Annotated in this window: 28 protein-coding genes and 1 tRNA gene; 20 read left to right on the top strand and 9 right to left on the bottom strand. The window is 55.7% G+C overall.

Going from position 1 to position 26,235, the window contains the following annotated elements; genetic code table 11:
• Positions 1 to 1,288: 1,288 nt before the first annotated feature.
• Positions 1,289 to 1,498, top strand: a complete 210-nt coding sequence (gene nblD, locus HNI00_RS07370; protein ID WP_277772144.1) for an NblD family protein — start codon at positions 1,289 to 1,291, stop codon at positions 1,496 to 1,498.
• 44 nt (positions 1,499 to 1,542) lie between these two features.
• On the opposite strand, the gene HNI00_RS07365 is transcribed toward nblD, so the two are convergent.
• Positions 1,543 to 2,442 carry an RNA methyltransferase gene (locus tag HNI00_RS07365; RefSeq protein WP_316792051.1) on the bottom strand — a complete coding sequence of 300 codons (900 nt, stop codon included), beginning with the start codon at positions 2,440 to 2,442 and terminating at the stop codon, positions 1,543 to 1,545.
• 19 nt (positions 2,443 to 2,461) lie between these two features.
• On the bottom strand, positions 2,462 to 3,508 hold the full coding sequence (locus tag HNI00_RS07360; RefSeq protein WP_297080149.1) for a hemolysin family protein: 1,047 nt from the start codon (positions 3,506 to 3,508) through the stop codon (positions 2,462 to 2,464).
• A 319-nt stretch (positions 3,509 to 3,827) separates the two neighbouring features.
• Here HNI00_RS07360 and HNI00_RS07355 point away from each other — a divergent pair, with 319 nt between their 5' ends.
• The 3 genes from HNI00_RS07355 (at position 3,828) to HNI00_RS07345 (ending at position 8,096) form a co-directional block, all read left to right on the top strand.
• Positions 3,828 to 4,814: a GntR family transcriptional regulator gene (locus HNI00_RS07355; RefSeq protein WP_172358407.1), complete on the top strand. Its 987-nt coding sequence runs from the start codon at positions 3,828 to 3,830 to the stop codon at positions 4,812 to 4,814.
• Positions 4,815 to 5,030: 216 nt separating this feature from the next.
• Positions 5,031 to 7,022, top strand: coding sequence for a calcium-binding protein (locus HNI00_RS07350; RefSeq protein WP_316792048.1), 1,992 nt, complete (start codon positions 5,031 to 5,033; stop codon positions 7,020 to 7,022).
• Between the two features lie 312 nt (positions 7,023 to 7,334).
• Positions 7,335 to 8,096: a class II aldolase/adducin family protein gene (locus HNI00_RS07345; protein WP_316792046.1), complete on the top strand. Its 762-nt coding sequence runs from the start codon at positions 7,335 to 7,337 to the stop codon at positions 8,094 to 8,096.
• An 8-nt stretch (positions 8,097 to 8,104) separates the two neighbouring features.
• Here the strand turns inward: HNI00_RS07345 and HNI00_RS07340 are convergent, their stop codons facing one another.
• Positions 8,105 to 9,742, bottom strand: coding sequence for a S8 family peptidase (locus tag HNI00_RS07340; RefSeq protein ID WP_316792043.1), 1,638 nt, complete (start codon positions 9,740 to 9,742; stop codon positions 8,105 to 8,107).
• Positions 9,743 to 10,001: 259 nt separating this feature from the next.
• Here HNI00_RS07340 and ileS point away from each other — a divergent pair, with 259 nt between their 5' ends.
• Complete coding sequence (gene ileS / locus HNI00_RS07335) at positions 10,002 to 12,839, top strand: isoleucine--tRNA ligase (protein WP_420156325.1); 2,838 nt, start codon at positions 10,002 to 10,004, stop codon at positions 12,837 to 12,839.
• A gap of 225 nt (positions 12,840 to 13,064) precedes the next feature.
• A tRNA-Met gene (locus HNI00_RS07330) sits at positions 13,065 to 13,137 on the top strand.
• 126 nt (positions 13,138 to 13,263) lie between these two features.
• On the opposite strand, the gene HNI00_RS07325 is transcribed toward HNI00_RS07330, so the two are convergent.
• From HNI00_RS07325 to HNI00_RS07305, 5 genes are all read right to left on the bottom strand, one after another.
• Complete coding sequence (locus HNI00_RS07325) at positions 13,264 to 14,355, bottom strand: hypothetical protein (protein WP_316792039.1); 1,092 nt, start codon at positions 14,353 to 14,355, stop codon at positions 13,264 to 13,266.
• Positions 14,352 to 14,561, bottom strand: coding sequence for a hypothetical protein (locus HNI00_RS07320; protein WP_316792036.1), 210 nt, complete (start codon positions 14,559 to 14,561; stop codon positions 14,352 to 14,354). Before HNI00_RS07320 ends, HNI00_RS07325 begins: the two co-directional genes overlap by 4 nt.
• A gap of 257 nt (positions 14,562 to 14,818) precedes the next feature.
• Positions 14,819 to 16,303, bottom strand: coding sequence for a hypothetical protein (locus tag HNI00_RS07315; protein ID WP_316792034.1), 1,485 nt, complete (start codon positions 16,301 to 16,303; stop codon positions 14,819 to 14,821).
• A gap of 59 nt (positions 16,304 to 16,362) precedes the next feature.
• Positions 16,363 to 16,623, bottom strand: a complete 261-nt coding sequence (locus HNI00_RS07310) for a hypothetical protein (RefSeq protein ID WP_316792031.1) — start codon at positions 16,621 to 16,623, stop codon at positions 16,363 to 16,365.
• On the bottom strand, positions 16,616 to 16,798 hold the full coding sequence (locus HNI00_RS07305; protein WP_316792029.1) for a hypothetical protein: 183 nt from the start codon (positions 16,796 to 16,798) through the stop codon (positions 16,616 to 16,618). The genes HNI00_RS07310 and HNI00_RS07305 overlap by 8 nt, the downstream gene beginning before the upstream one ends.
• A gap of 430 nt (positions 16,799 to 17,228) precedes the next feature.
• Here HNI00_RS07305 and HNI00_RS07300 point away from each other — a divergent pair, with 430 nt between their 5' ends.
• The 4 genes from HNI00_RS07300 to HNI00_RS07285 all read left to right on the top strand — a co-directional run bounded on the left by HNI00_RS07300 (position 17,229) and on the right by HNI00_RS07285 (position 18,815).
• The gene (locus HNI00_RS07300) at positions 17,229 to 17,468 is read left to right on the top strand and encodes a helix-turn-helix transcriptional regulator (protein WP_316792027.1); all 240 of its coding nucleotides are present in this window, start codon (positions 17,229 to 17,231) and stop codon (positions 17,466 to 17,468) included.
• A gap of 135 nt (positions 17,469 to 17,603) precedes the next feature.
• Complete coding sequence (locus HNI00_RS07295) at positions 17,604 to 18,140, top strand: hypothetical protein (protein WP_316792025.1); 537 nt, start codon at positions 17,604 to 17,606, stop codon at positions 18,138 to 18,140.
• Positions 18,134 to 18,481, top strand: a complete 348-nt coding sequence (locus HNI00_RS07290; protein ID WP_316792023.1) for a hypothetical protein — start codon at positions 18,134 to 18,136, stop codon at positions 18,479 to 18,481. Before HNI00_RS07295 ends, HNI00_RS07290 begins: the two co-directional genes overlap by 7 nt.
• The gene (locus HNI00_RS07285; RefSeq protein ID WP_316792021.1) at positions 18,465 to 18,815 is read left to right on the top strand and encodes a hypothetical protein; all 351 of its coding nucleotides are present in this window, start codon (positions 18,465 to 18,467) and stop codon (positions 18,813 to 18,815) included. Before HNI00_RS07290 ends, HNI00_RS07285 begins: the two co-directional genes overlap by 17 nt.
• Positions 18,816 to 18,830: 15 nt before the next feature.
• Here the strand turns inward: HNI00_RS07285 and HNI00_RS07280 are convergent, their stop codons facing one another.
• Complete coding sequence (locus tag HNI00_RS07280; protein ID WP_316792019.1) at positions 18,831 to 19,241, bottom strand: hypothetical protein; 411 nt, start codon at positions 19,239 to 19,241, stop codon at positions 18,831 to 18,833.
• 137 nt (positions 19,242 to 19,378) lie between these two features.
• On the opposite strand from HNI00_RS07280, the gene HNI00_RS07275 reads away from it, so the two are divergent.
• The 10 genes from HNI00_RS07275 to HNI00_RS07230 all read left to right on the top strand — a co-directional run bounded on the left by HNI00_RS07275 (position 19,379) and on the right by HNI00_RS07230 (position 25,881).
• On the top strand, positions 19,379 to 19,684 hold the full coding sequence (locus tag HNI00_RS07275; RefSeq protein WP_316792018.1) for a hypothetical protein: 306 nt from the start codon (positions 19,379 to 19,381) through the stop codon (positions 19,682 to 19,684).
• Positions 19,684 to 21,411: a hypothetical protein gene (locus HNI00_RS07270; RefSeq protein ID WP_316792016.1), complete on the top strand. Its 1,728-nt coding sequence runs from the start codon at positions 19,684 to 19,686 to the stop codon at positions 21,409 to 21,411. Before HNI00_RS07275 ends, HNI00_RS07270 begins: the two co-directional genes overlap by 1 nt.
• The gene (locus tag HNI00_RS07265; RefSeq protein ID WP_316792015.1) at positions 21,389 to 22,375 is read left to right on the top strand and encodes a hypothetical protein; all 987 of its coding nucleotides are present in this window, start codon (positions 21,389 to 21,391) and stop codon (positions 22,373 to 22,375) included. The genes HNI00_RS07270 and HNI00_RS07265 overlap by 23 nt, the downstream gene beginning before the upstream one ends.
• Positions 22,368 to 23,225: a hypothetical protein gene (locus HNI00_RS07260; RefSeq protein ID WP_316792013.1), complete on the top strand. Its 858-nt coding sequence runs from the start codon at positions 22,368 to 22,370 to the stop codon at positions 23,223 to 23,225. The genes HNI00_RS07265 and HNI00_RS07260 overlap by 8 nt, the downstream gene beginning before the upstream one ends.
• Positions 23,226 to 23,539: 314 nt before the next feature.
• Positions 23,540 to 23,845 (top strand): hypothetical protein, encoded by a 306-nt coding sequence (locus HNI00_RS07255; RefSeq protein WP_316792011.1) that lies wholly within the window; start codon positions 23,540 to 23,542, stop codon positions 23,843 to 23,845.
• On the top strand, positions 23,842 to 24,102 hold the full coding sequence (locus HNI00_RS07250) for a hypothetical protein (protein WP_316792009.1): 261 nt from the start codon (positions 23,842 to 23,844) through the stop codon (positions 24,100 to 24,102). Before HNI00_RS07255 ends, HNI00_RS07250 begins: the two co-directional genes overlap by 4 nt.
• Complete coding sequence (locus HNI00_RS07245) at positions 24,099 to 24,410, top strand: hypothetical protein (protein WP_316792006.1); 312 nt, start codon at positions 24,099 to 24,101, stop codon at positions 24,408 to 24,410. Before HNI00_RS07250 ends, HNI00_RS07245 begins: the two co-directional genes overlap by 4 nt.
• Positions 24,407 to 24,760, top strand: a complete 354-nt coding sequence (locus HNI00_RS07240) for a hypothetical protein (protein ID WP_316792004.1) — start codon at positions 24,407 to 24,409, stop codon at positions 24,758 to 24,760. Before HNI00_RS07245 ends, HNI00_RS07240 begins: the two co-directional genes overlap by 4 nt.
• A 1-nt stretch (position 24,761) precedes the next feature.
• Positions 24,762 to 25,397, top strand: coding sequence for a hypothetical protein (locus tag HNI00_RS07235; RefSeq protein WP_316792002.1), 636 nt, complete (start codon positions 24,762 to 24,764; stop codon positions 25,395 to 25,397).
• 1 nt (position 25,398) lies between these two features.
• Positions 25,399 to 25,881 (top strand): hypothetical protein, encoded by a 483-nt coding sequence (locus tag HNI00_RS07230; RefSeq protein WP_316792000.1) that lies wholly within the window; start codon positions 25,399 to 25,401, stop codon positions 25,879 to 25,881.
• Positions 25,882 to 26,235: the final 354 nt, after the last annotated feature.

Below are 26,235 nucleotides of genomic sequence, written 5' to 3'. Positions count from 1 at the left end.
CCAGAGGTTGACACGCTAGAAATCGTCCTGAGGAACGTTAAAGCAAACGCTCAGCAGATAAATTCATGAATGTGTGTGGAAATCAGTCAACCAAGACAGAAGACACAAAACGGGCGCAGTGATGCAAGCCTTGACTCACGCTTCCAGAACATCAACGCTCATCTAGAAGACAGTTAATTTGCTTGCCTCACGTTCTCTCCCATGAAGGAATATCTGCATCAATGCTGAACATTTTTAACACTGACACAGGGATGGCAAAATCATCGCTTTTGCAAACAAAAAAGGAACATTTCTCATTCCAGATTGGGTTCTTTCGATTGCAGGAAATTAAGTTGCATCAAGTCAGGTTTTAGAACGTAATTGGGTTAATTGGATAGACGCGAAGCGCAGGATTTTGTTCACGATAAAACGAGATGGCGAGGGCGCATCCTAGTTCTGCAAGTTTGCCCTCATCCCCCAGCCCCTTCTCCCTTTTTGGGAGAAGGGGAGCCGGATTGGAAGTCCCTCTCTCGCTTTCGGAGAGGGATTTAGGGTGAGGGTTCCAAAAGTGGGATGCACTCGATGGCGATCGCCCCGCCCAACTCAATCAAGATCCTGAAAAAATCGCCGTGAAAATACTGAGACAGGAATTCTGGATGATGCCCCAGACGCAGAGTAATGATTCAAGAACTCACGATTAAACGAGAATTCTTGACTGCTCGCTTGACTACTTAAAAAATGAAATGGGATACGAACTTCGTCTTGTTTTACGATGCAAGAAGCATTCAAGAAACGAATCAAAAAGCACCCCAAAAGTCTGGACTAGGGGATAAGGAAAGCGAGTAGACGGCGTAAATTAACACCCCAAGCAATCACTAAGAAACGCAGTCTAGAGTGGACGGTAGAGAAGTCCAGTGAGCGATCTTTCAGAAACCCTGATTAAAAGAATGGGTGGGAGATCCTAACAGAGAAAATGGCTAATGACCATGACCAGATCTGCTAGAACGAGGCACCCGATCTGATTCCACGCTTTCATTAATAGCCCACACCATGCCTAAAACATTCCGTGAAACCGCTGAAAATGTTTATTTTTCAGCATTGTTAATTGCCACCTGCATTTCTGCGACCACTGTTGTCAGCCACTTCGTCAATTACTCCAAATGTGGCACACACCGCAGCACATCTTTACGCTGGAGCGGTTACTGATAAGCAGCAGCCTCCAAAGTTAACGTTTTCTATCGACCTGAGTAAATTAGGCCCGTCGCGCTGAAAGGTAAGTTAATCCCCCTTTGCATGAGGAGCCGTTTCTATGTCTACGTCTGCTGAATCATCTGGGTTGAAAGTTTGTCCTGCCTGCGGGGTCAAGATTGCCCCCGGCGGCATCACGGGCGATCGCGTCCTATTTTCTGCTGGCCCACCGGGCACTCGCGCCACCCTTTGGACTCGCGTCTGTCAGTATGCCAAGCGCCCTGGCTGCATCAACAAGGATCAAGGGCAAAGCAGCGGGGGAACCGGGTAACAGCGGATTGGAATCGTGGAACTCGTTTCTCTGACTCCCTAACTTTATTCCCTAACTTCACCACTCCGCCGCCCAATCGCCCACTTCATCTGGCTCAGCACGCCCCGCAGCATCGCCACCTCCGGCTCTGAAAGCTGGGCCCGCAGGAACAGGCGGCGAAATTTTTCCATGCGGCTGGCGGCGGTGTGCGGGTAGAGGTAGCCAATGTCGAGCAGCAATGCTTCGAGCTGATTAAAGTAGGCTTCTAGGGTGTCGAGGGAGGCGATAGGAGCAGCGGAGGAGTGGGGGTTGCGCTTGCTTACCTCTGCTTTGTCGATTTTGTCGATGGCTTGATCGATAGCTTGATTGGTGACTTGATCGATGGCTTGATCGATAGCTTGATCGATTCCGTGGTCACGGCCTGCCTGCGGGCGGCGGGCGGCGGACTGTTGACCTGCGGCCAGTTCATAGCAGCAGACGGCGACCGCCTGGGCCAGGTTCATGGAGGCGTAGGCTTCGCTGGTGGGAATTTGCACGAAGCGCTGGGCCAGGTTGAGTTCGGCGTTGGTGAGGCCAGAGTCTTCGCGGCCGAAGATGAGGGCGGCGGCGGGCAAAGTGCCATCAGCCAGAGGCGATCGCAGCCAGGGCAGGCAGTCTTGGGGGGATTCTAGGCGAATGGGCAGCGTGGTGCGATCGCGCCCGGTCGTGGCCACCGCTCGCTGGCAGCCCGTCAGCGCTTCCGATAGCGTTGCGACCGGGTGGGCGGCTTCCAGCACGTCGGCCGCGTGGACGGCCAGCAGCCGCGCTTCGGCGCTGAGTGGGTCGCACTGGGGGTTGACCAACACCAACTGCCGCAGCCCAAAGTTTTTCATGACGCGGGCGATCGCCCCCACATTCAGCGGCCCGGCGGGTTCCACCAGCACAATGCGAATCTGCTCCAGCCCAGTATTCACAACGTTTTCCACGGCAACAGCAGTCGGCGCATCAGTCTAGCAGGCTCGGATTTTCATTCAAAATGCGGGCGCGGCGGCGACGAGCCACATCTTGCATGTCGATGATGTAATCGGTTTCATCCACGATTTCACCTGTAATGACTTCCAGCACGTCTTCCAGCGTAATCACGCCCGCCACGCCCCCATATTCATCGACCACCACGGCCAGATGTTCGCGGCTGGTTTGAAATGACCGCAGCAGGCGATCGGCCCGCAGGCTCGTCGGCACAAACCAGGCTTTGCGAACAAAGGAGGAAATGGGGCGATCGCCCTGTCCTTCAATCAGCGCCGTCAGCAGTTCATGCCGCAGCGCAATCCCCAGCACATCGTCAATCGTCTCCCCAATCACCAGCAGACGATTGTGCTGCGAGTCAATAATATCGGGCTTACAGGCTTCGAGCGTCTGCTCTCCTTCCAGATACGTAATCGCCACGCGGGGAGTCATCAGCTTGCCCGCCGTGGCATCGTTGAGCGCAAACACGCGGCGAATCATCTCGGCTTCGTCGTCTTCGATCACGCCTTCGTCGCGGCCAATGGTGGTCAAAAGCTGAATTTCAGCTTCATTGGTCGTGGGACGATGGTTGCCACTGACAAACGGAGCCGTCACCTTCTCCAGCAGCAGCACCACGGGCGTAAACACGCGCGTCAGCAAGGTGAGCGGAATGGCAACCAGCAGGGAAATGCTTTCGGCGTTGCGTTCGCCGATGGTTTTCGGCAAGATTTCCCCAAAAATGATGATCAGAAACGTTAAAACGCCAGAAAAAACGCCAATCATTGCGCTGTTCAGCACAGACGCAGCCAGTGAGCCGATGACGATGCTCCCCAAAATGTTGAACAGGTTGTTGAAAATCACCAGCGTGGCGATCGGCCGATTCATCTTCTCTCGAATCGCCAGCAGCGCCTTGGCAGAAGCCCGGTTAGAAGACTGCGCCAGTTGCCGCACTTTGAGGATCGGCATCGACAGCAGGGCTGCCTCGGTGCAAGAACAAAGCGCAGAACCACAAATGACAAACAGCGTGACAGTCAGCAGCGGCAACATGGCAAGGAGGTTGACCCAGATGGAAGGTGCCCAGGCTTGCGACCTAGCCTAGCGCATTCCTTCCATTGTCTTCGATTGTCTTCGATGGGCGGCTGTCTCCGCTTAGCAGCAAGCCTGGGATGCGTATTTATAGAGGCAGCGAGGGATTCATGCGCTGCTTGGGGCGGCTCTTTGAAGCGGCTCCCTCAAAAAATATTTGGCAAAAGGTTCAAACTTTCTCAGGCTGTGTATTCTGGAAACTGTCACATCCAGCATGTAGACACTCTCCGGACACATTTGCCTCTGTCTCAAGCCTCTCAACACTCCCCTGGAGATGGTCATGGTCGAGTTTCATATCCAGCCCGACGGCGAAATCCCCGCCTCTACCCAGCTTTATAACCAGATCCGCTTTGCGATCGCCTCCCGCCAGTTTCCCCCCGGACAGCGGCTCCCCAGCACCCGCGCCTTGGCCATGCAGACCGGGCTACACCGCAACACCATCAGCAAGGTCTACCGGATGCTGGAGGACGACGGCATTGTAGATGCCAAGGCGGGTGCGGGCATTTTTGTGAAATCGCAAGGCGACGAAGGCCACACCAAAGGCAACCAGTCGCCCGTGCTAGCCAAACATCCCCAGGCCTACAAGCTGGTGCAAAAAAGCCTGGATGAACTGCTCAACCAGGGCTGTTCCCTCAGTCAGGCGCGGGAGCTATTTCTGGCTGAAATCGACTGGCGGCTGCGGTGCAGTGCGCGGGTGCTGGTCACGGCTCCGGGCTACGACATCGGCGCGGGGGAACTCATGGTGCGCGAACTCCAGCAGGCGCTGCAAATTCCCGTCCAGCTTGTGCCAATGGAGGAACTGGCGAGCGTGCTGGATCAGGCGCGGGGCGGCACAGTGGTCACCAGTCGCTATTTCATTGGCGAAGCAGAGGCGATCGCCTCTCCCAAATCCGTCCGCGTCATCCCGGTCGATATCTACGACTACGGCAAAGAGCTAAAGCTGATGAAAGGACTCCCAAAAGACACCTGCATCGGCTTCGTCAGCCTCAGTTCCGGCATTCTGCGAGCGGCCGAGGTCATCATTCACAGCCTGCGGGGCGAAGAACTGCTGATCATGACCGCCAAGGCAGACGATGCCTACAAGCTGGGCGCGATGGTTCGCAGCGCCCAGGTCATCATCTGCGACCAGGCCAGCCTGCCCAGCGTCAAAGCCGCCATCCAGCTTTCCCGCGACCACATCATTCGTCCGCCCAAGATCGAATGCTGCGAAAACTACATCGGTGAAAAATCCATCAGCTTGCTTAAGCGAGAATTAGGACTGGAATAGCTCGAACACCCCGTCTCTCAATACTTAATCTGAATCACTCATCCCTCGTTTCACTTAAGCGAGGGATTTCTTTTTGTAAAAATTCGCACAACCTGCGTAATTCCCCGCACCCACTCCGATAACTCCTCAGAGGTTAAACAGGGGGCTTCACCCCACAGCCACACCTCCCATACCAAAGACGCTCGGATATTGCGTCCTCAAAAGGAGAATTTCAATATGGCCACTATCATCGGCTCTCAATTCAATGACAACGACACCGTTAACGGGATTCCTCTGATTTTCAGACGGCGTTTAGTCGGCACCTTACTTAACGATTCCATCTTTGGATTAGCAGGCAACGATATCTTAGAAGGACTTGCAGGTAACGATCTGCTCGACGGCGGCACAGGCAGCGACACCATGCGTGGCGGTGTTGGAAATGATACCTACATCGTCGATTCACCCGGCGACGTTGTGATTGAACTAGCCGGACAAGGCATTGATGAAGTCCGCTCCTCTATTAGCTACACCCTCCCCCTAAACGTCGAAAACTTGACGCTGCTGGGCACTGCCAACATCAACGGCACAGGCAACGCCCTGAACAACGTCATCAACGGCAACAGCGGCAACAACTTCCTGTTCGGTCTAGCAGGCAACGACACCATCAACGGCGGCGATGGGAATGACTACCTCGATGGCGGGACAGGTAACGACACGATGAATGGTGGTTTTGGAGATGACACCTACATCGTAGACTCGGCAGGCGACGTGGCGGGTGAAGTGGCGGGCGGTATCGACCTAGTGATTGCCTCCGTCAGCCATACGCTCTCCCTCAACCTGGAAAACCTGAACCTGAGTGGTGTTGCCAATATCAACGGCACAGGCAACGCCAAAGATAACGTCATCAACGGCAACGCAGGAAACAACTTCCTGTTTGGCCTAGCAGGCAACGACACCATCAACGGCGGTGCGGGCAACGACTATCTCGATGGCGGCGTGGGCATCGACACCCTGAGCGGCGGTGCTGGTAACGACACTTACATTGTCGATTCTGCCTCGGACGTGGTGGTTGAACTCGCCGGACAGGGCATTGATGAAGTTCGCGCTTCCGTCAGCCATACCCTATCTGCCAGCGTCGAGAACCTGACGCTGCTGGGCACTGCCAACATCAACGGCACAGGCAACACGCTGAATAACGTCATCAACGGCAACGCAGGCAACAACTTCCTGTTTGGCCTGGCAGGCAACGACACGCTCAACGGCGGCGCTGGCAACGACTATCTCGATGGTGGCGTGGGCATCGACACCCTGCGCGGCGGCGCTGGCAACGACACCTACATCGTCGATTCTGCCTCGGACGTGGTGGTTGAACTGGCCGGACAAGGGATTGATGAAGTCCGCTCCTTCGTCAGCCATACGCTGTCTGCCAACGTTGAAAACCTGACGCTGCTGGGCGCTGCCAATATCAACGGCACAGGCAATGATTTGAACAACGTGATCAACGGCAACGCAGGCAACAACTTCCTGTTTGGTCTGGCAGGTAACGACACGCTCAACGGTGGGGATGGTAACGACTTGCTGAGTGGTGGTCTGGGGAATGACACCATGAACGGCGGCTTTGGCGACGACACCTATATCGTGGATTCGGCAGGCGACGTGGCGGCTGAGGTGGCAGGCGGCATCGACCTGGTGATTGCCTCCGTCAGCCACACGCTCTCTGCCAACCTTGAGAACCTGAACCTGAGCGGTGTTGCCAATATCAACGGCACAGGCAATTTCCGAGACAACGTGATCGACGGCAACAGCGGCAATAATATGCTGAGCGGTCTGGGCGGCAACGATACGCTGGTAGGCGGGTCTGGGTCGGATACGCTGCTGGGCGGCGACGGCAACGACCGGCTGCGCGGCGGCACGACGGCTAACAATGCAGGTGAGCGGGACATCATGACCGGTGGAATAGGTGCAGACACGTTTGAACTGGGCAATAGCGCGGGTTCCTATTATCTGAACACGGTGGGCAACTCCTACGCCAGCATCACCGACTTCAGCGCCTTCCAGTTGGACAAGTTCCAGGTCAAGGGTGTGCTGAGCCAGTATCGCCTGGACAAGACCCGCAGCCTGGAAGGAGGGGCGGCCCTAGACACGCTGATCTATCGCGGCAACGACCTGATTGCGGTGGTACGCGATACGACCAATGTGCTGCTAGGACGCGATTTCGTGGTGGTGTGAGCGTTTGATGTAACGACCTAAGCTGCGATGGCGGGGGTCACAGCAGTTTAGGCAGGTTAGGCAATAGAACACCGTAGCGAGCTTGGGGTTAGGGAGAACCGTGCCACAGGCTCGCTTTATTCCTTGTGATGACCGCTTGTGATGACCGCTATAGCTATTTACAGCAGCTATTTACAGCGTTTTACGGCGTGGTTTTAGGCGTGGTTTTAGGCGTGGTTTTAGGCGTTTCCCAAGCCCAATTGACAGCACAGGGCCACGTATCCGACCTTTAGGCATACTGGGAAGGGAAATTCTGAATTCAAATGCCTGACCATGATTCAACCCAACCTGCCGCAGCCGCCTACATTCGAGCGCGTTGAGGACGAACGCCTACACCGCAAGCAGCGCCTTGCTGCTGCCTTTCGTCTGTTTGCCCGCTACGGCTTTGATGAAGGCGTGGCGGGGCACATCACCGCCCGCGACCCGGAGTATCCCGATCACTTCTGGGTGAATCCATTTGGCATGTATTTCGGGCATATTCGCGTATCGGATCTGCTGCTGGTGAATCACAAGGGCGAGGTGGTGGAGGGAAGCCGCCCCGTCAATGCGGCCGCCTTTGCGATTCACTCGCAGGTTCATCAGGCGCGTCCTGATGTGGTGGCTGCTGCCCATGCCCATTCGCTCTATGGCAAGGCCTGGGCCTCCCTCGGTCGCCTGCTCGACCCACTGACGCAGGATGCCTGCTCGTTTTATGACGACCATGCGCTGTTTGACGACTATACGGGCGTGGTGCTGGACTTGTCAGAAGGGCAGCGGATTGGGCGCGTGTTGGGCGATCGCAAAGCGGTGATTCTCCGCAACCACGGGCTGCTGACCGTTGGGCACTCGGTCGATGAGGCGGCCTGGTGGTTCATCACGATGGATCGCACCTGTCAGGCGCAACTGATGGCCGAAGCTGTCGGCAAACCTGTCGCTATTCCCCACGAAGTCGCCAGCCTTACCTACAGTCAGGTCGGGACGCATTTCATGGGCTGGTTTTGTTTCCAGTCGCTCTACGACAAAATCGTGCGGGAAGAGCCAGATTTGCTGGAGTAAGTCGGGTTTTAAACGACCTCAATTCCTGACGCATCAGCCGTTTCCGCTAGAATTGCCGCTACTGATGCGGGAGTCAGGCTGGGGTTGGCGCTGAGCATGAGTGCCGCTACGCCCGCGACATAGGGCGCCGCCATTGACGTGCCGGATTTGTAGACATACCCGCCTCCCAGCCCAGTGGAGTAGATATTTGCACCGGGAGCGACCAAAAACGGATAAGGGCGATCGCCCGCTGGGTTCGAGAAGGTGGCCATGCAGCGATCGCCCGCCAGCGCCCCCACGGCGATCGCCAGTCCCTCTCTGGCATACAGCGCGGGTTCGATCGGCAGCACTGCGCCCAGGGTTTCGCGCTCATTGCCCGCCGCCGCAATCACGACCACGCCCTGCTGAGCAGCAAACCGCAGCGCCGCAACTGTTTTGCTCATGGCAGGATCACCAACGTAATTGCCCAGGCTGAGGTTGATCACTCGTGCGCCGTGGTTGACGGCATAGGTGATGCTGGCAGCGATGGAGTCGTCAAACTGGGGACTGCCCGTGTCGGTGTGGCTGGCGATCGCCCGCAGTGCCATAATTTTTGCAGCCGGGGCAACACCAGAAATACTACCCACATCTCCCTTGGCGGCGATAATTCCGGCGACGTGGGTGCCGTGTTCGCTATGGTCTAATCCAAGGGGTTCGCCGCCATAGCGGGCAAACTGGCTGTTGCCCTCCACAAAGCTCCAGCCAGAGACATCATCAACTAGCCCGTTGCCGTCGTCGTCGATGCCGTTGTCGGCAATTTCGCCCGGATTTACCCAGCGATTGTCTGCCAGTGCCGGGTGAGACAAATCCACCCCGTCGTCAATCACGGCAACTGTGATGCCCTGTCCCAGAATGTTTTGGTTTCCTGCGGTGGGCCGGTGGCTGGGGGCGAACCAGGGGCGATCGCCCTCCCGCTTCACCGCCCCTGGCAACGCCCCCAAGACCCGTGCGATCGCCGCCGCTGCGTTCACCCGGCCATAGCCATAGTAGAAGTTGAATCCGTCCGCAGACGGCGTGCGGCTAGTCACTGTGCTGATCAGCGTGTAGCCACCCACTGCCCCACCAGACGCGCTGCTCACTCGCACCCGATAGCGATCGCCCGCCTTCAGGGTAAACACCATACGAGCATTGGTGTTGCGCGTACTCAGGTCGTCGCCAAACAGAAGAGGCTGACCCGTGCGATCGCTGATTAGCTCCAGGTAAGAATCAAACGCCTGGGATCGCAGCCGAATCTCCACGCGCCGCTCAGTCTTGCCGCCTGCAATCACAAAGTCCTTGGCAAAGCGACCGCCCCGCAGCGGATTTCGCCAATCTTGCGGGGTGAGGTGGCCCCGTACCGTGTCGTTGAGCTTTAGGGGCGGCGCGGGGGGCTGGTTCAGTTGCGATCGCCTCGGCAGGCGCACATCAGGGCTGATGACCCCAGGACTCCCCCCGCCGGGGTTGACCATACCCGACGATGCTCGGAGTTTGATTGGACGATCCCGGATGGAACGGCCCTGAGACAATGGCTGAGACGAGGGCGATCGCCCCAAAGAACTTCCTGCCAGGAAAGCTGACCCTCCAGCAGGAAGGTCAACCGTGGACGGGCACTTGCCCAATGGCGAAGAGGTCGGGGAAAAGCCGTCCATAGGGGCGATCGCAGATGCAAGCCTGAGGATATGCCTTGTAAGATAGCCCAATCCTGTGGAATTTACCGAGAGGCGCTCGATCAACCTCCATCCCCCTTACCCGTCCGGGGGAGATTTGCAAAAATGCCCCCCAGTTGCTCAACCCTGGTTGATAATAGTTTCGATAAACCACAGTTCTTTTCACCCTGCAACCGCCGTGACAGCGACAGAACCCGGAAGCTACAAAGATACGGTCAGCCTACCCAAAACCCAATTCGACATGCGGGCCAACGCCACCAAGCGTGAGCCAGAAATTCAGAAATTTTGGGCCGACAACCGAATTTACGAAAAGCTGTCGCAATCCAACCCCGGCGAACCCTTTGTGCTGCATGATGGCCCGCCCTACTCCAACGGGGCGCTGCACATCGGGCACGCCATGAACAAAATTTTGAAGGACACCATCAACAAGTTCCAACTCCTGAACGGGCGAAAAGTTCGCTATATCCCCGGTTGGGACTGTCACGGGCTGCCTATCGAGGTCAAAGTCCTGCAAGCAATGAAGCCCGAAGAGCGGCGCAACTTGACCCCGATTGAACTGCGTCGCCGCGCCAAAGCCTGGGCCCTAGAACAGCAGCAGCAGCAGTGCGCCAGCTTTATGCGCTACGGCGTATGGGGTGACTGGGAGCATCCCTATCTGACTCTCACCCCCGACTACGAAGCCGCGCAGATCGGCGTGTTTGGGCAGATGGTGCTGAAAGGCTATATCTATCGCGGCTTCAAGCCTGTCCACTGGAGTCCTAGTTCCCGCACTGCGCTGGCCGAAGCCGAGTTGGAATATCCCGAAGGCCACGTTTCTCGCAGCATCTATGCCGCCTTTCCGGTGATCAGCTTGGGCGATGGGGCAACGGCCCTGAAACCTTATTTGGGCGACCTGGGTGTTGCGGTGTGGACGACCACGCCCTGGACGATTCCCGCGAATCTGGCCGTAGCCGTTAACCCCGAACTGACCTACGCCGTCGTCAAAGACGAGGGCGGCAAGCTCAAGGGTGAACTGGGAACCCCCTTTGCACACCTCATCGTGGCCAAGGATCTGGTGGAGCGACTGACGCAAGTGCTGGGCACATCTCTGAGCGTGCAGGCAGAAATTTCGGGCAAGGCGCTGGAGTTTTCCACCTATCGCCATCCGCTGTTTGATCGGGAGAGTCCGATTGTTATTGGCGGCGATTACGTCACTACAGAATCCGGCACGGGGCTGGTGCATACGGCTCCGGGGCACGGTCAGGATGACTTTATCGTGGGACAGCGCTATGGGCTGCCCGTGCTGTCGCCTGTAGACGACGAGGGCAACTTTACGGCGGAGGCGGGGCCCTTTGCTGGGTTGAACGTGCTGGGCGATGCCAACGCCGCCGTAATCAAGGCGCTGCGGGAGGCTGGGGCCCTGCTGAAGGAAGAGGATTACGGCCACCGCTATCCCTACGATTGGCGCACCAAGAAGCCGACGATCTTCCGAGCGACGGAGCAGTGGTTTGCGTCGGTCGAAGGCTTCCGCGAAGAGGCGCTGCGGGCTATCAAAGAAGTGGAGTGGATTCCTGCACAGGGCGAAAACCGGATCACGGCGATGGTGAGCGATCGCTCGGATTGGTGCATCTCGCGCCAGCGCAGTTGGGGCGTGCCAATCCCCGTTTTCTATGACGAGGAAACCAACGAGCCGCTGCTGAATGCCGACACCATCAGCCATGTGCAGAAAATCTTTGCTGAACGCGGTTCCGATGCCTGGTGGGAGATGTCGGTCGAAGAGTTGCTGCCTGAACCCTATCGCAGCAACGGGCGCAGCTACCGCAAGGGCTTCGACACGATGGACGTGTGGTTTGACTCTGGCTCGTCTTGGGCAGCAGTGGCCCAGCAGCGAGAGGGCTTGCACTATCCCGTGGAAATGTACCTGGAAGGCTCAGACCAGCACCGGGGCTGGTTTCAGTCCAGCCTTTTGACCAGCGTTGCTGTGAATGGTCATGCGCCCTACAAGACCGTCCTAACCCACGGCTTTGCGCTAGACGAACAGGGACGCAAGATGAGCAAATCTCTGGGAAACGTGGTCGATCCGGCCATCGTCATTGAAGGCGGCAAAAACCAGAAGGAGGAGCCAGCCTATGGCGCGGATGTGCTGCGGCTGTGGGTGTCGTCGGTAGACTATACCTCGGATGTGCCGCTGGGCAAAAATATCCTGAAGCAGATGGCAGACGTGTATCGCAAGATCCGCAACACGGCCCGCTTCCTGTTGGGCAACCTGCATGACTTTGACCCAGCGACTCATGCCGTGCCCTATGACGAGCTTCCCGAACTCGATCGCTATATGCTGCACCGAATGACGGAAGTGTTTGCCGACATCACGGATGCCTTCAAGACCTACGAGTTTTTCCGCTTTTTCCAGACGGTGCAGAACTTCTGCGTGGTGGACTTGTCGAATTTTTACCTCGACATTGCCAAGGATCGGCTCTACATCAGCGCTGTCGATGCGCCCCGCCGCCGCAGTTGCCAGACCGTGCTGGCCGTAGCAATCGAAAATCTGGCACGGGCGATCGCCCCCGTCCTCTCTCACCTAGCGGAGGACATCTGGCAATTTCTGCCCTATAAGACCCCCTACCTGTCCGTCTTTGAGTCCGGCTGGGTAAAGCTGGAAGCGTCTTGGGAAAATCCCGAACTGGCGGCGAAGTGGGAAAAATTGCGCGATTTGAGAACCGAAGTGAACAAGGTGCTGGAGCAAGCCCGAAACGACAAGGCAATCGGCTCGTCGCTAGAGGCCAAGGTGCTGATCTACGCAGCGGATGCTGATTTTCGGCAACAGCTTGAGGCGCTCAACCCCACCAGCAGCCTCAGCGGCAACGGCGTAGACGAGTTGCGCTATCTTTTCCTGGCTTCTCAGGTGGACTTGCTCGATTCCCCTGGCATCTTGGCCGATTTGAAATATAGCGCCGAGGCAGGCAGCCTCAGCATTGGCGTAGTCGATGCCGAAGGCAAAAAGTGCGATCGCTGCTGGAATTATTCCACCCACGTTGGCGAGTCTGCTGAGCATCCGCTGCTCTGCGAACGCTGCATCCCCGCCCTAGAGGGAGAGTTTTAGGCGGCGCAGGATAGGCGATCGCCCCAGTTTCGCTGTGGGTTCCGAGCAAATTGCAGAAATTTTCCAGCGGGCGATCGCCCTAATCCACCAGTCGGATATGCTATCTTAATAAAGGCTAAAATCTAGAACGCTATCAGTCCGGTAAAACCAAGCAGATAGAACCAAGCAGGCAGAATCAAATTTGCTAGTTAAAACTGACTCAAGGCGTTCAATTGCAGCTTTTCTGGCTCAGTAGCTCAGTGGTTAGAGCAGGGGACTCATAAGCCCAAGGTCGCAGGTTCAAATCCCGCCTGAGCCATATTTTTAGCGAAAAGCAAGTTCCTAGAATGCAGTTACAGCAAGCATTCTAGGGACTTGCTTTTTTCTAGATAATCCCTAATCATCCCTAAATGTCTCTAATCATCCCTGTTATTTAGTCCAAAAATTAGTCCACCGGGGGCATCGGGCGATAGGGATTTGACATAATCGCGTCATAGGCCCGCTTGTGTATATCTTGTGTAATCCAAGCGTGATAAATCTCGCTGTGAACCTTTACCGAATGCCCCATCTGGGCCGCAGCCAGGGAGAGATCTAAACCAAAGGCGATCGCCCTCACGGCCCATGCATGTCGCAGGTCATAGGCAGTGAAGGGGATTTTGTAGCGCTGAAACGCCTTGCTAACCCGGTTTCCCAGGTCGGTGTTGGTTCGCCCGCTGACGGCTGGCAAGTCGCCAATCAAGTCCCAACCGATTGCCCATTCAGGGTAAAGCGGGTAGACGATGCGGGCCCCGGTCTTGCCCTCTTCCCCCACGCGGATCAGGGGGAAGTCCTCAAAATCGAGCGCAAAGACCTCATGCGGTCGCAGCCCGTAGACCGCCAGCAGCCCGTAGACACGCTGCCAGGTCGGGTTAGGGATATGCCGTCGCCAAAAGGCGATCGCCCCATCATTGGGCAGATTGCGCGGCGTGACCTTGCTGGGCGAATAGCCACCGCGTAACGGTCGAAAATCGACCGTTAGCCCTGCGAACTGTGCCAGCCGTTGGCACACATCTGCAAAGCGTTTTCGGGTTCGCGTATCGGGCGCTGTAGCGACGATCGCTCGATAAAGCACCTGCTCCGTCAGCGGCTCATCCGCTGGCAAACGGTCAAACACCTTCCGGTAGTCATGCCGCCACGTCGTCTCAGTTTTGGGCGATCGCTGTCTGCGGGTGAAGTAATCCACTTCAAACCGCTGTACCCAATCCCCCACAGACAGCGGCTTTACCTGGGATTGATAGAACTCCCAGGTGAACTCCCCAGCATCGAGAGCTGCGCCAACCTTCTTCGCCTCAAGCTCTGCCAGCTTCAAGCCCGCTGGATTGGCGTGATAGCCCAGCGCCAGACGTTGCTGATAAGGCTGCGTTTTTTCGCTGCCAGGTCTGGGAGGGAACGTGCCGCGCAGCAGCAGCCGCCCCCCGCGCTGCTCGATTGCCACGCCAACCCGGCCCGCTTTCAGCCGTCCGTTTGCCTGAGCTAATCGAGTTTCAAAACCGCTCATCGGAGTTCCTGTGGAGTTTCGATCGCTTTCTCGCAGCGCTTGAGATGCCACCGATAGGTAGGACGCGCCGCCTGGGGGCGGGCGATGTTGCGCCAGTGCTGCCCCTGCTTTAGCAGCCCTTCATTCCGCAGCTTCCAGACGTGCTTAGTGCTGATGCCCAGCGCTGCACACAGAACTGAAGTCGTTACCCAATCAGATTTACTCATTGTCTTTGTCGAATAGGTTTATTTGTTTTTGCTGTGAGCGTTTTAGCTCACTCAAATTGCCCAGCATCGCCCTGAGAAGCTGAGGCGATAGATGCGCCCTCACCCGCCGCCAGCGCTGCTCTACGGGCAAATTTTCAAAGTCGGACGCGAAAATAGGCGCGGGGTGAGTTCGTCGCAGAACCAACCGCCCCCAGTGGATCATTCGGGGGGTTGGGTCTGTGCCTGTGTCTCTTAGTTCTCGCCGCAGGCACTCGATCTCACAAAGCAGGTCGCTCAGGTCGAGGTTTGGTATTGGTTTTTCCATGAAATTCACCACTGAAATCGTCAGAACCCTTGTCAGGCAAGGCATTACACCCTGTTCCCAGATCCCAGCCCTGCCAGAATGGGGTAAAGCCCTTGTCTGGCAGGGTTTTACGGTCTGTTTGAGCTAATAAGCTTGTGTGCGTTCCTGGCGGTGATGCGCCACCAGCGCGATCACCGCCAGGAATGTCACCTGTTTTGGGGGGGTTTGGGGGGGTTTTCCACAGGTGATCCGGATGCCATAAGTCGCGATGGCGATAGAGCGTTTCTCCGCTAAATCCGTAATCGAGCGTCAGCCGCTCGAAACGGGCCGCGGTTGTCGCTGGCAGTTCCCCCCGATTCAGCAAATCGGCAATGGCAAAACACAGCCGCTCCCTTGCACGCTCCATCTGCCAAGCATTCCAGCTAAGCACCTGGTCATCAATGACCAGGTCATTCTCAGAATCCTTGCCCTGCTTATGTTCTGGGTATCGGTAGGGGAAGTAGCGCGAGTTTTCCACGCAGCGGGCCCACTCCGCTGCTCGTTCCCATATCTCATGCTGATGCCTGCACCAATCCCGATAGCCGGGGGCTTGCATGGCTACGGCCACGATTTCAGCGATCAGCCGTTCCCCCGTGAGCGGTTTTCCGCCCCGCAAAATGTGACCAAAGCAGTAGGAACGCAGCGTGATTCGACCTAGCAGATAGTTGGTCTGCCCGTAGCCTGTCCATCCCGGCTCGATGCAGGCGTTCAGATCATTCAAGAACTTCTCTGCTTTGAAGCTGAGGCGGTGAATCCGCCTTGTTGCCAGCCGCGCCGTCCGATCGACCTCTGCCAGGTCGATCGAATTGCGGCGCTGGCAAAACTCCCACGCCTTGCAAAACTGCTCTGGCGTGGTGTGGGTCAGTTGCCAGTCTGGGCCCAAAAGGTATGACCCCGGCCCTAGTGGTAGACGGTGGCCATTGAACAAGCTGGGCCCGTCTGCGTCGTAGTTCCGAACGTTGGGAAACACTTCTAACAAACCCGCTTGCACCAAGAAACCCCGGAGCATCAGCAGATGTTCCAGCGCCGCCGCTAGCTGCCAGGTGACCGCATCCGCCGCTAGGGGCAAATACAGATGCAGCCCAGCGCTGTAGCTGCTGGTAACGGCGACGTAATCGGTGATTCCCAGCGGCTCGATCGCCGCCATGATTTTGCCGATGGCAAACCGATCGCGCAGCGGGTGATACGGTGAGCCGCGATCGATGTCAATCACTGCGTAGCGGGTCTTGAATCCAAACCTCACGCCATACAACAGATCACCCCGCAGAATCATTCGATCACTCAACGGGTGACGGCTCTCCGTTTTCCATTGCACTGGCTCACCTGGGGCCGGGTGCTTGGCAAACAGGTAATCGAACCTGTGGGGAAACAGGCTCAAAAATCTATCGGCAATTTCGGGAACGTAGGCAGAGATAACCATGATGCAGCCCTAACAAGAAAGGGCAGAACCCGCGTAGGTTCTGCCCTGCGATCGCAACTTTAAAGGTCAACTTCCTCTAGTTCCGTGAGGCTTGGCCGCTCTCCTATCACCACCGTCCTACAGTGCATCGCGGCGGTGAGATAGGCCCAGACAGCCACCGCCGTCCAGTCTCTAAGGGCAATGAATTCACCAGAAACAAGCCAAATCTGTAGCTCTAGAGGCTGTGCATTGGGCAGGTAGCAGCAAGCTTCTACCTGATCCAAATTAAGCAGCCGCTCACCTGGTAGCCCCTGATCCATAAACCTTACAAAGTTAGGCATTGAAGCCCTCCCATGCTTTCCAAAAGTCAGCAGCCTCTTCCCCTACAAGGGTGATGTGCCGCCCGCTGTCTGTATAGACTTGAACCAGTAGCGCTGTGTTGATTGCGTCTGGGTCGCAGGGGATCATCAGCGCCGATCGCACGTTTTCGAGCAAGATTTTTGTTAGTTTGGTCATAAGCCTTGAACCAATCTGAATGACTATCGCCGCCCCAGGTGTTATGCACCTGGGGCTTTTGTTTTGCCAGGAAAGACAGGGGGGGTAAGGGAAACCCCCCTGATTCGGTTCTGCACATGAGGCCGACTGGCGAGGCGCGTTCTTCACCCCGCCAAATCGTGAGTTGGTAGCGAGTTGAGCGCCCTAGTTGATCGCAGTTGACCCAGCCTTGCCCCTGCGATCGCCCTACGGCTGCTCAAGCCGCAAGCTTTAGGTCATACCCTCACCTCCCCTGAAAATTCACGGTTTTTGTGAATGAGACAATTGGGGGATGCAACGCGGTAACGAGTGGCATCTGTCCCCGCGCTGCATTGTCCAACCGTAAAACACTTCACGGTTGCTCTCTGAGCATATCGTAAATCGTTTTACGGGTAAATAGATTTACGATAAGATGTCTAATGAAAACGTCATCACTTCACCGCTTGTGGAACTCAGAGAACGTGCAGGTCTAACTCAAGAGTCCCTGGCTCAGTTGCTAGGGGTGACTGATCACACTGTTCGGAATTGGGAAAAAGGCAGAGCCGAAGCAAAGCTCACCCTGAAACAGTTCAAAGCTTTGTGTGCAGCCCTGAAAGTTTCGGCTGATGAGCTACCTGATTCCTTTTCCCCTAATGATGGCGCTGCAAATTAAAGGAGGTGGGCAAAACTCAAATCCCGTTCGATTGGTGTGCGTCATTTTTCGCATACAAAACGCTGCTGGGTGACTTTGGCGAGTGCCCCAGCAGCGCTACCCCGAAAACCATCACATTAACGAGGTAACTCCATTATGGAGGACAAGTTTAACCCTTTCGGGCTGCTGATTTTGGTGGCCGCAATTGCGGCTGCTTTCACGCCCATTCAAGAAGCCCTAGATGAGCAGGGCATGGCGCTCTACTGGCCCAGCTTCGGCGCTCATCCCGACGATGGCAGCGACGAATACTGGGCATCGGTCAGCGCGTCGCCCGCCGCGCAGCTGCCAGCCGCCGCCGCCCATCCGCCCGTGTCGGGTCTTGGCAAATTGCCGCCGCCGCCCACCGCCCAGGGCGGGCCTGCCCATGCCGCGCCGCCGCCCACCGCGCCGCAGCCAGAAACCTGGCACATCAGCCGCGCCAATCTCGATCGCCTGCTACAGGCATCTGGCGGCATTGGCGGCGACGGCTGCCTAAAAAACCCTGTGCCCGTCGAGGGCATGGTGGGCTATTCCCGCGTGGAAGCCGTTCCCAATTGGCAGCCGGGGGCGCTTCTAGTGTTCTCGATCGATGCGCCGACGGGCGCGATCGAGTGTGTTGAATTTGCGTTTGATAAGGAGAGTCCCCAATGGTAGCAAAACCGCAAATCAAGAGCTTTCCGTTTTTGCCCTTGCTCTTGTTAATCCTTGTTGGTACTCTGGTTCTGAGTCAGCCGCCCACCCCTGAAGCCGCGCCCCCATACACAACGGCTCCCATGCCGATGTTGGATGATCCGGAGGCGGAAACCAGCGAGTGGGAGGAATTTGTAAATGCGATGAGCGATGCGGTTGCCCGCCAAAAATGCCGATCGCTGGCTGATTACTATTCCCAGACAGGGGGAACCAGAGTAATCGTCACGTCAGTTACGCCTTTGAAAAACGGTTTGTACCGCTGTAAATTTCTCGGAGAGGTTCAAGGTTATGACGATGATCCCTAACCCATTGCTGATGCCCGCTTGTCCGCCTAAGCGTGGTGAGGCCGCGCTATTCATTGCGATTGATGAATTGCAAGAGATTTCGATAGGTGATGCGGTTGAAAAGTGCCTTTCGCTTGGATATCAGCCTGAGTTCAGATACCTCGAAAATGCCAATGGTTTTTTCATGTTTCTGCTTTTGAAGTATGCAAAATTTGAAGGTGCTCCCCCTGAGAACCTGTGGCTAGAGGATTGGTCAAAATTGGTTGCAGCGTTTCCAGGCAATGACATGGCAATCCGCTGCCCTCGCAGCGCCCAGCCAGGGGCAAGGGCTTTGGTGTCGTGTGGAGCGAAATGAGAGATCTTTAATTGCCTAGTTATTGATTTTCTGATAAACCCTCATGCAGTTCACCTGACCGCCCCGCTCATTCTGCAATTCAAACTCAAGCGTTTGCAATCCTTCAATGGCAGGCATCCATTCTCCTGTCACTTCCTGATACTTTTTGGCAAATGCAACCCCAAAACCGGCCACAACCTCATGATTCTCAGAGCAGCGGGCATCAAGCCGGGTGAGCAGCGTTTTGTATTCATCAACTGGATAGCGATCGCCGTCCTTTTTTGCCAAGTATGCAGCAACTTGATCAATCGTCGTTTTTGTTGGCTCACTTGCAGTTTTGACATACAACGCGCTGGCAAGACAAAACCGCAAGCCCGTCAACAGAACCAATATCACAAACAGAACGTTAACAACTTTCTGGGTTCGATAAGTCAAACGCTCAAGCATGGGAATACTCTCTTGAATAGATGTCCTGAAACCCGCGCCGATACTGGCGCGGGTTTTATTTAAGATTCCCGGTTTAGAATTGAGTCCAACTGGGTACAAATGATCCCGGTTTTTGTCAAGTTTTAATCACTTTTCCTATGACAGCCTTTTCCCCCTCAGATTTACCCAGCACGGTAAACACCCTCGAAAAACTTCTAGTCTGGGCGGCAACCGTCGCCCAGCATCTCTACCCCACCGATCAAATCCTGGAAGCTCCTGGCGTTGATGAATACGTCGCGGTTTCAGCGCCGTGGTATTTAACCGCGACAGGTTCCCCGCAGTGGCGTTGCATCTCGCGGCAAAGCATTCTGCTTTCTCCAAACTGGCAGCGCGGTGAAGCAGGAATTTGGGAATTTGCCCAGCCCTTCGGCTCGCTCACAATTCCACCGGAGTTTAAGGATTAATGCCTGTAGGGGTAATCCAGGAACTCGATCAGCTTGGCGGCTCAGGCTTTAGCACTGCGGCTGGCAGCTTCCGAGCGGGCGGCGGCAGCTTCCGAGCGGGCGGTGGCTATGTCAGCCCAGGTGGAAGCTTAACCCCCTCTGCGGTAAGACCCGTATCGCCCAGCAGCGGCGTGAGGGTCTACGTCAATACCAATCCCGCAGATGGTCGATTCCTCAGAAATCTGCAAAATTACCCAATTGAACAGCGGTGGCAAATGCTCCGCTCGTTTCAAAATCGCTTCAGACCTGCAACCCCGCAGGTTCCATCCCGCCCCGCCCAATTCCGTCTACCACAGCCGTATCGACCTCCCCCCGGTTCTCGCCCTCCGGCTCAGCCCCGAACCTATCGATACGCTCCAGAGCAAACAGTCAAGGTTAACCGCCCAGAGGTTCGCGGGCAGCCCAGGCAAAATCTGCGATCTTTTAATAACGAGATCCAGAGAATCAGGGAAACGATTCGAGATCCCTATCAGCAGGCACTAGCGGAAACCCGCGCTCGCGCTGGCAACTCGCTACAGCCGCGCCCCACATCTGGGCCGGTTCCCCAGTCTGGCTCGATTCCTCGCCCCGCCCCGGCCCTTCGCCCTGGTGTGGGAAATTTGCCGCGATCGCCCTTTACCCCTAGCGGCTTTTCTCGCGGGTTCCGCCCTTCGCTGCGATTTCCCCGCCCCGCCCCCTATCGCTTTCCCCGGCTAGGCCAGCCCGGTTTTGGCTTTCCTGGCACAAACCGCGCCACCCCCGCCCCAAACCCTCGCCCAAACCCCGCCGCGCCGCCCGCCCCCTCCATCCCCTACATTCCAGACAGCGGCGAAATAGAGCCGATCACCGGCTTCCCTCGCGGGGTTCAGATTTGGAATATTCGCTATCAGGTTCGCTATAAACAGCGATTCGGCGATCAACAAACCGTTACCATCCAGGGTGAGTCGGGCGACTACTGGGGAAACCCGCCGTTTATATTCCTGGATCTCGTGACCGATGGCTTTGGATCTGCAAGATGGAACATTAAAATCAGTTCAAAGTTTGGTGTTGGGCGGGTCACTATTAACGGTAGAGAGGTTCCAAACGCTCCGCCCAGCGAAGCTCCATTTGTCGGAGATCTACGGTTTGGTGATGCCTACGATCCATCGGAGCCTGTAGAGCTAACCATCCTTGAATACATCCCCTGGTACTGGGAACCCAGCACGCCAATTCCTCCCACGCCGATCGGCGTGCCAGAGCCGCCCCGTCCCCGCCCGCCGATCGCCCTCCCCCCCTCTCCCGCGATCGCCCCGCCCGTTCCGCTTCCCCCCGCGCCACAGTCCCCCTACCCGCCGCCGCCGCCGCCCCTCATCCCGTCAAGCACTCCGCCGTCTGCGCCTCCATCCGCTCCAGGCGTTCCACCCCAGCCAATTCGCCGCCGCCAGCCTCCCGGCCAGCCCTCCCCCCGCTGGAATCCTGCCCGGCCCAGCCCTGGCCGCCCGCCCCGCCCGCCCGCCCGCTGCCGCCCCGCCGTTCTCCCCGCCCCGCGTCTTCACAACCACCGTCCCTGTCGTCAGACCTGGGCCGGGCTTCTCCCCCCCCAGCCCGCCCGTCCAGCCGCGTCCCACAGGGGTTTTAGCACCCCCCGTAATAACAACGGTTCCTGGAATTCCCGCCCGCCCCTGGCCAGAGCCGGGAATTCCTTACTTGCCAACCAACAATCCGGATGATCCGCCCATGCCATGCCGCTACACCCCAGACCCCTACACGCGCCAGATTCCGGCAATGCAAGCAAAGCTGGACAACCTGACAAACATGGTTGCCCAGTTGTTTGATGCACTGGCAAACGCCACGATTATGCAAAAACTGAACGTAATCGATCAAAAATTGGGCCCGCAGTTGACAGGCGGCATCAGCACTTTCTTAAAAAATTTCTGGGATTCACTAGGACTGCAAAAAGTCCTAAATGTGCTGACTTTTGTGACAGTCCTGCATAACGCTCAAATGCTGTCAAACAGCATTGTTCAAACGCTATTTAGTGCGTTTGACTTGGTTTTGCAATGGCCTTTTATAGATGTTCAATTAAAAGATTCAGAAGGTAACAAGATTGATACGTCTCAGTTTGTTGGCAATGCCATTGAAAGCTTTTTCAAATCAATCTTTGGCGATCAAACCGTTGAAACCGTCCAAGCGGTTTGGCGACGGGCGAACCGAATTTATCAAGCCGCCGCAAACATTGTTTGGTCTACTCAGTCAATCCTCTACACAGTGATAGAAGGATTGGAAGCCGTTGGAAATTATGTGGCGTTAATTGGCAACGCCGCCCGAAAATTCGGCGTTTTCGTGGAAAATGCCTATGGGTGGATGAATCCAAACCTGAATTTTGCAACTAACCGATTTTTTCGGTTTTTAGACAACGCTCAAGAAGCAGCAGAGGTGATTGAGCAGGTTGCCGCCGTGCCTGTTGAAATTGCTGAGCAAATTCAAGAAATTCAGCAAGAACAGATTCGACTACAGCAAGAACTTGCGGGCGCTGGAACCGTCCAGGAACCCGCCGCCCCTCGCAGCGCCGCAGCCACAAACAATCCGGAGACTGTCCCCGTCAAACAATTCGAGGACGAGCTAACCGCCGCCTCAATCAAAGTCAATCAACCGATTCCGCCACAGGCTGAGCAGGCAACCTCTAATGAGTGACCGATTTGGAAACCTAAGTCCAGAAGGGCTGGATGCGATCAACCCCTGGGAGCAATTGCAAGACGTGTTGATGTGGGTTCACAATCGCCGCGTTGTCAGGGAGTTTCGCGATGTTGCTCCGGAGAATGAAACTTGGATTGCCAACCTGAGTACGCCGCGATCAAGGCTGCGATTGGCCTGTACGATTCGAGACACAGACACAGCCATCATGTGCCAGCTAAGAATGTGGCTGTTTTACGTCATTTGCGGTCAGGCAAGCGACTTTCACCCGCCGCTTTATACAATGCCTACCGATCGCTATCAACAAAGCGTTCAGTTTGCTCCACAGGTTACGCTCTACTTCCGGGAGGACATAGAAGACGTTGAACCGGGATATTCGCCAATTGACGCTGAGATAAGTTTTCGGATTAAAAATGAAAACTACAATACCTTTACTCCCGCCAATGCTCAAACACTGGCAAACAAAATTCGCACAGAATTCGCCACAGGCAGGGGATATGTGTGGCGAAAAGGTAGAGTAAAGCTAACCTATCGCCGCAAAGAGCAAGGCTATCAATTTTCTGTGAACGCCTTTAACGAAGCGGAAGGCGTTCAGGTGATTAATAAAGTTTTAGACCTGCAAAACGATACTTTAGATCGGGAATTCCTAACGGTTTCCGAATTTAGTCAAAACCCGCCAATTGTTCCTGGACAAGAGTTTATCTACGGACAGACACGTAGAAGACCTCGCCGCAGACCTGTAGGCAATGTAAGGTTTCGATATGCAGAAGTGCATATTTGGGGCGTTCAAAACGCAATTACTTTGGTTGACATGACGGGGCGAAGACGTAACGCTCTCATCATTGCGTAATTTCCAAAAACAAAGGACTCATTCATGAGTCCGAAAAATCTTATTTTGCCTTTTCTAAGTTAACTTTGACTCATCCAGATTTTTGAAGGAAATTAATCATGAGTCGTTTCTCAAGAATTAGGCAGGGCGCTGTCCTAGGACAAGCGCAGACCCGATATATTCAATGGCTCCAGCAGTCCGCTACGCGCCCGCGTCGGATTGGGCAGGGCACTTCCCGCGGCCCTCAAACCGTGCTGTATCTTGAGCCGTTTGGAAAAGATATGCCAAGTGGCACTCTTGCAATGGCTCGGGCCTCAAACGAAGCTCGCTCGATCATGAGCGCTGCCATTGGAACCCGCGCCCAAACAACAGCGCCCACAGACGGAGGGCAAAGAATTCCCGGTTTCTCTCCCGCCAAGGCGGTTCTATTCGTTCGGACTGGTAACGGAACGGTGGCAACCTCTGAAATTACAGGATTGCAATACCTAAAGTACGCCGGAAACAGCTATAGCCATCCCTTTGGGCGAGGTACATCTACGGCCCTGGAATATGAGGAGTTTAACGAAATTAAAGGGGCGCTCCTGAGCAGCGGCGGCAACCGCCGAGTTTCCTATAAGCCTGAAGTCTTTAAACAGCGATGACCAGTCTTGCCCCATTTCTTACGATGTCAATCGAGCATCTTGATTTCAACGATCAAGATGCTCAAGACGAGATAATTCGGATGATGGAACGGAATTGCGCGATCGCCGCGCTGCTTGACGGCTCGATGCATCCTGATGATTTGCTGGACTTGCTGGAGGCCCAAGGATTAGATCCCGTTCAATATGTGAACGAAGTAGATTCCAATGTTGATTGGATCATTAGAAACCTATGCCCTGGGAGAGTATTGGATTTGTGAATCCAAACGCCGAATGGCAGGCTTTTCCGGAGGCCGTTGCGGGTGCTGAACTATTCAGAATCACTCAAGGGCCGACAGATGCCTATAATTCGGCATTCATCTCCAGGTATCTAATTTCAGGGCCGCGCAGCGGCAGGCTGCGCCCCTGGATCAAAATTTATCCAAGCTTGGAGCCGATTATTATTAACGTTCCATTTCCTGAAGATTTGCAGGGGCCGGGATTTCTCTTGTATGAAGTTCAAATCAGGCGACGATTGCCTTTTTATCCGTCGCCCTGGAATATTGAAATTGAGGTCTTTTATGAATGACCGCTCCAATTTATGACCTAAACAATGAGGCGATTATCGAGCAAAACAGCTTTTGGGAGTTGATGCTGTTTTACCCTGGCAATGTTTCTACCAGCAGCTTTAGGGGGCAGATTCGCCGCGACTTTGGCGGCGAAGTTTTTGCAAATTTTCGCTTTGAAGTACGTCCCTATGACGAGGATGCAAACAAAACTCCGGTTCGCGTATTTCTAAGTAGCGCTGAAACGACTAGGATTCCTATTCCTGAGTCTTCTCAATTCTGGAGGTACGATATTGTGATGCTGGTTCAGGGGGGCGATCGCCGTCGAGTGCTTCAGGGAAAGGTTTACGTTTCGCCAGGAGTCACAAACTGAAATGGATATTGTGATTTCCCCTCCACCGTTTCTCGAAATAAGCTCGCCGTCCGAGTCAAATGGACTGCTTTTGCAGTCGTCCCCAAAGCCACTGATTGTTGTTCCAGGGCCGCCTATTTTTTCGCTGGAAGCTGATGACTTAATTCCGCCGCCCGCAGATATCAACCCTTCCGTTCATCCCGCAGCCATTGTCAGCCCGCGCCCTCCAATCCAGCTTGAGATTAGTGATTACGCTTCTCAAGCGCTGGCTGATTTTCCAGAACTGGTGAATTTATCTGGCAGTGACTTGCTGCCAGGAGCGCCCGTGGCCAGTTCGGGCGTAAACGGCGTGGTTCCCGCTCGATGTGACTCCTGTCCGCTTGCGACAGTTGTAGGGCTGGCAGCGGCGGCGATCGCCCCTAACACCAGCGGACGGATTCAGACAGATGGAGTGATCACCCTCACGGCGGCCCAGTGGGAAAACATCATCGGTCAACCGGACGGGCTTGCTCCTGGCGCAACCTACTACCTTTCACCTTTTCCCGGTGAGCTAATACACGTTCCTCCCAGCGCCCAAGGGTTTTACCTAACTCGGATTGGTACAGCAATTAGTTCAGCAGCGCTAGAAATTTCAATTCAGCCTCCCATAGGAATGTGATATGCCCTCACGAAAACCACTTGTCTTAGTTGACGGATTGGTACGTCAGCTACCCCCTGGCGACACACTAGATGCCGCATCTAGTGAGGTTGACGTTATCAGCCTCACCAATGCCGGAGCCGCCGCCGCCCCCATCGGCTCTCCGGTCTACATCAGCGCCGCCAACAACTTTGCCCTGGCGCGGGCCAATGCCGGAGCCACCGCCCGCCCGATCGGGCTGGTAAAGGATGCCAGCATCGCCGCAAGCGCGGCCGGCTTCATCCAGACCGATGGTGTCCTGGAAGCCACAACCGCCGAATGGGACGTTATTACTGGACAAACCGGAGGGCTTACGGCTGGAGCGATTTACTTTCTGAGCGCGGCGACGGCGGGCCGCCTCACCACGACCGCCCCGGTTGCCAGTGGTGATTACTGCGTGAGGGTTGGCACTGCAATCAGCACGACAGGCCTGGAAATTTCGATTCACCCAGAGATTTTGCTATGAGCCTGCGCCGACCTCTGGTACTGGTGAATGGGTTGATGCGGTCGCTCCCACAGGGCGATCGCATTCCGTTATCGGAGATTGGGGCGCGGGTCTTTCGCAATACCAATCAGTCAATTCCAAACGCCACGGGAACGGCGATCAGTTTCTCAGGAACTCGCTACGATAACGGCGGTTTCTGGAGCGCAGGAAGTCCAACCCGCCTAACAGTTTCGATTGCAGGTAAGTACTTGGTAGGTGGAAACCTAGACTTCGGAACAAATGCTACAGGCAACCGAGCCGCCACCCTGCGAGTCAACGGGACGACTCTAATAGCATCTTCTTTTGGAGCTGCCTTGCTGCGTCCCAACGTGTTTG

It is taken from the genome of Thermoleptolyngbya oregonensis NK1-22, assembly GCF_032705245.1.
In the GTDB taxonomy this organism is placed as follows: Bacteria; Cyanobacteriota; Cyanobacteriia; order Elainellales; family Elainellaceae; genus Thermoleptolyngbya; species Thermoleptolyngbya sichuanensis.
The sequence above is the reverse complement of the archived record's forward strand: the minus strand, read 5'-3'. Positions and strand labels throughout refer to the sequence as shown.